The organism is Herbaspirillum sp. B65 (genome assembly GCF_000333555.1).
GTDB lineage: Bacteria > Pseudomonadota > Gammaproteobacteria > Burkholderiales > Burkholderiaceae_D > Herbaspirillum > Herbaspirillum rubrisubalbicans.
Genome location: NZ_BADI01000033.1, coordinates 1 through 4,192, shown reverse-complemented (window position 1 = coordinate 4,192; position 4,192 = coordinate 1). Strand labels below are relative to the sequence as shown.

Genomic DNA, 4,192 nt, shown 5'->3' with positions numbered 1-4,192 from the left:
CGATACGCAGGCATCCATGTAGCCATCTGGATCCAGCGCAGGCCCACCGGCTCGCCATCGATGGTGACAAAGATCACGTGGTCTTTCTCATCCACTTTCTTCCAGCGGTTCTTCTGCTGCAAGGCGGTGGCGATGCCGCGGGCCGGCGAGTCGCTGGGGGCGTGTACCGCATCCAGATCGGGATGCTCGGACAGCGTGGCCAGAGTCACCGCCAGCATCTGGTCCAGCTTGCCCTCGGTGGGACGGGCGATATAGGTGATGCCGGGGTATTTGGCGAACTCGGCATCCATGCCTTCCTTGCGCTGGCGCCAGGCCACGCTGGCCAGGGCGCCATAGCAGTTGAGCACCTTGCCCTTGGGGCTGCCATGCTTCTTGACCAGACGGTTGATGATTTCCTTGGCCGCCATCACGCCGCCCAGGTAATTATCGAAGCTGACGGTGATGGCCACATTGCCGCTCTCGGCCGGGGTATCGATGATGGCCACCGGGATCTTTTGCTGGTTGTAGCGGCGCAGGCCACTGACGATGGCCTGGCTGTCGATGGGGTCCGAGACCAGGGCGGCCGGGCGCGAGAGCATCAGCGACTGCCATTGTTCCAGCTGGCGGGTGTTGTCGAAGCTGGCATTGGTGGCCTGGAAGCTGCCCTGGTTGGCCTCGACGGCGCGCTTGACCGCTGCTTCTTCGATCACGAAGAAGTAATAGTCCAGGCTCTTGTTGCTGAACGGAATCAACAGCTTCTGCTGTGCCCCGACCCAGCGGGTGGTGGCCAGGGCGCCCAGGGCGATACCGCTCAGGACGATCTGGCGACGGGTGTTGGCGTGATGCGATGTCATGTCTGCCTCCAAATGATGTATATAGTTTTGCTATCAAGCCGGCCATGCACAGGATCTCGGAAGAATCCTTCACCCTGTATATCGCAGGCATCCTCGGGGAAAAGCACCCCGGAAACTTTCTTCATATACCGCCAGAAAACCTCCTTGCCAGCCGCAGGGAGTTTTACTAGCTTGCGGCACGCAAGGAAACATACGACGTGCCATCGAAGCAGCCCACCACCATGCCCGCCGCCTCGCGCGTGAAAAGCCCGTTCTCGACCACGCCGGGGATGCGGTTCAGTTCGGTCTCCAGCAATTCGGCGCCGTCGATGACCTGGCAATGGCAATCCAGGATGAAGTGTCCGCTGTCGGTCACCACGGGACGCTCATCGCGGCTGCGGCGCACGATGCGGGCGTCGATACCGAACTCGCGCAGCAGGCCGGCGACCCGGCGTTCGGTCTGCTTCCAGGCAAACTGCACCACTTCCACCGGCAGCGGGAAGGCGCCCAGGTGTTCGACGAGCTTGCTTTCATCGCAGATGGTGATCATGCGGGTGGAGGCGTGGGCGATGATCTTTTCCCACAGCAGGCAGGCGCCGCCGCCCTTGATCATGCGGAACTCGCGGTCGATCTCATCGGGACCATCGATGGTCAGGTCGATCTGGCCGATTTCATTGGGATCCATGATGGGGATGCCGACTTCGCGGGCGACGTCGATGGTGGAGCGCGAGGTGGCGGTGCAGGTGACGTTGAGGCCATCGGCGATGTGCTTGGCCAGTTCGCGCACGAAGAAGTGCGAAGTGGTACCCGAGCCCAGGCCCAGGCGCATGTCGTCGCGCACGAATTCCAGGATGGCGTGGCGGCCGGCCAGTTTCTTTGCTTCGTTCTGATTCAACTGCATGTTGTCTCCTTCAAAAAAAGCGTTGTTGACCGGCCAGTTGCAGCAACCTGGCCGGCTAGATCTTGTCGGTCATCCAGGAATCCAGGGCCGGCAACTGGTCGGGGAATTCGCTGTTGCTCGCCACCGCAATGGCGGTGACCAGCATGTTGACCACCAGGTGATGATTCAGCCGCGAGGCCAGCGGGGTCATGAATTCGGTCTGGTCATAGGGCAGCACGGCGATGAGGGCATCGGTGACCTGCGCCAGCGGGCTGTCGGCGGCCGTCACTGCAACCACCCTTGCCCCACCGGCGCGGGCGGCCATGGCCAGCTCCACCATGCGCTTGGTATGGCCCGATTGCGAAAAGATCAGCGCCACTTCATTGGGGCGCGATTTCTCGGCGTGCATCCATTGCTTTTTCTCTTCCATCACGGCGGCGCAGCGCAGGCCCAGGCGCTGGAACTTGTGTTCGGCATCCAGCGCCGTGATTTCCGAAATGCCGCTGGCATAGATGCCGATCCAGGTGGCCGAATGCAGCAATGCGGCGGCTTGTTCGATCTGTTGCGGTACCAGGTCCTCCAGCGCGCGCTGGATGGCCGAGAGCGAATTGCGGCAGGTCTTGCGCACGATCGTGTCGATAGCGTCGTCCCGGGTGATCTGCTCGTAGACGAAGGGCGCTGCGGGCACTAGGCTTTGCGCCAGGTTCAGCTTGAACTCCTGGTAGCCGTTGAAACCGAAGCGGCGGCAGAAACGCACGATGGTCGGATCGCTCACGGCGCAGCGTTCAGCCAGCGAGGCCATGCTCATATGGATCACCTCACCGGGCGCCTGGCTGACGAAATGGGCGATGCGCAATTCGGCGGGCTTCATCTCCTCTTGCTCGCGCACGATCTGCTGCAGCAGGCTGTTACTCATGGGCTGTCCTTTAGCGTAGTGGCCGATGGCCGTGCGGCCAAAGGCGCGATTCTATAAGACAGCAAGTCCCGCAGGCGATGCAGGCGCTGGGTTTTCGCGACCTGCACCTGGCTGCCGCCCCCCCAGGGCACGACGAAGAACGGCGCATCAGCGGCGGCTGCCGTGGCCTGGTCCACCGTGGTGTCGCCGATATAGGCCCAGCTCCCCGGCGCCAGGGCCATGTGGGCCGCCACGGCACGCAGATGGCCGGGATCGGGCTTGCAGGCCGGCACCGCATCGGCCCCCAGCGCCACCTCCACCAGCGGTGAGAGCTGCAGCAGATCGAGGATCTGGCGCGTCAGTGCATGGGGCTTGTTGGTGCAGATGCCCAGCCGGATGCCGGCGGCGTGCAGGCTGGCCAGGTCTTCCTTGACATAGGGGAAGAAGCGCGTATGGCTGGCCGGATGGCGCTGGTAGTGCCCGATGTAGGCGGCCACGGCCGCCTCCAGCCCGGCGCCATCGAAGGCGATCTCCTGGTCGATCAGGATATCTTCGATCAGGCGGCGCGGACCATTGCCGATGAAGCGTTCGACATAGGCCACCTCCAGCGCGGCATGACCTTGTTCTTGCAGGTAGGCGTTGACGGCGGCAGCGATATCGGGGGCGCTGTCGATGAGGGTACCGTCGAGGTCGAAGATGAAGGCCTGGTAGCGGCGCGCGAGATCCTGTTTCATTACGCCTCTCCTTGTGCCGCCAGGTCCCCCAGGCGCTGGAAGCTAGGGCTCAACAAGGGATACAGCGCTTGATAAATGGCGTGCGGCGCCTGTTCCGGCTTGGCCGTGGGCAGGCCCAGGCCTTCCAGGTTGATGAGGCGCGCGATGCGCTGCGGTCGCACGCCGGCATACAGGGTCACGACATTGCCACCCATGCTGTGGCCGAGCAAGTTGACGGCCTGGTCGGGGGCATAGTGGTCGAGGATGGCCTCGAGGTCGGCCAGGTAATCGGGGAACCAGTAGGATTGCGCCGGGCTGCGCTCGGTCAGGCCGAAGCCGCGCCAATCGGGAGCGATGACGTGCCACTCCCCTTGCAGTGCATCGACCATGAACTGGAACGAAGCCGACATATCCATCCAGCCGTGCATCATGAAGATCTTGGGCGCCTGCGGGTCACCCCAGTGGCGCACGTGGTAGCGCAGGCCGCCTATGTCGAGGAATTCGGAACGGGAAGCTTTCTTGGCGATGGTTGAGCGCATGAGGTTGTCGTTGTTTTATCTGCTGTGAAGATTCAAGCAGCAAAGTATAGACAAAAAAGAACGATCGTGCGCAAAGCCAGGCATTCAGGGCCTCAGGGCAGGAAGCGCCCCAGGTCGAAGGTGGAGGTATGACCGATCTGGGCGAAGTTCTGCTCCAGCCATTCCGAGGCGCGTTCGCGGCCCTGCTGGAACAGGCTGCCGATGAAACTGGCCTGGGTATTGAGCTTGGAGAGATTGGTCAACTGCTCCATCAACTCATTGGCATCGATCATGTGCAGATTCAACTGGCGCAAGCGCCGCTCCAGCGACCCGAAGGCCAGCGTGGAACTCTCGGCTTCGCGCTTGGCCAGGGC

Annotated in this window: 4 protein-coding genes and 2 pseudogenes; all 6 read right to left on the bottom strand. The window is 62.6% G+C overall.

What is annotated here, in order from left to right:
- Positions 1-833 (bottom strand): sugar ABC transporter substrate-binding protein (locus I5W_RS00695; RefSeq protein ID WP_252716837.1); only part of this gene is annotated, 833 nt, incomplete at its 3' end.
- A gap of 166 nt (positions 834-999) precedes the next feature.
- Positions 1,000-1,713, bottom strand: a complete 714-nt coding sequence (rpiA, locus tag I5W_RS00690; protein WP_017453568.1) for a ribose-5-phosphate isomerase RpiA — start codon at positions 1,711-1,713, stop codon at positions 1,000-1,002.
- Positions 1,714-1,768: 55 nt separating this feature from the next.
- Positions 1,769-2,608 carry a MurR/RpiR family transcriptional regulator gene (locus I5W_RS00685; RefSeq protein WP_044527813.1) on the bottom strand — a complete coding sequence of 280 codons (840 nt, stop codon included), beginning with the start codon at positions 2,606-2,608 and terminating at the stop codon, positions 1,769-1,771.
- Complete coding sequence (locus tag I5W_RS00680) at positions 2,605-3,321, bottom strand: HAD-IA family hydrolase (RefSeq protein ID WP_044527812.1); 717 nt, start codon at positions 3,319-3,321, stop codon at positions 2,605-2,607. The genes I5W_RS00685 and I5W_RS00680 overlap by 4 nt, the downstream gene beginning before the upstream one ends.
- 62 nt (positions 3,322-3,383) lie before the next feature.
- Positions 3,384-3,839 (bottom strand): annotated as a pseudogene (locus I5W_RS00675) (alpha/beta fold hydrolase); the annotation flags it as partial.
- Positions 3,840-3,931: 92 nt separating this feature from the next.
- Positions 3,932-4,192, bottom strand: a pseudogene (locus I5W_RS00670) (patatin-like phospholipase family protein); the annotation flags it as partial.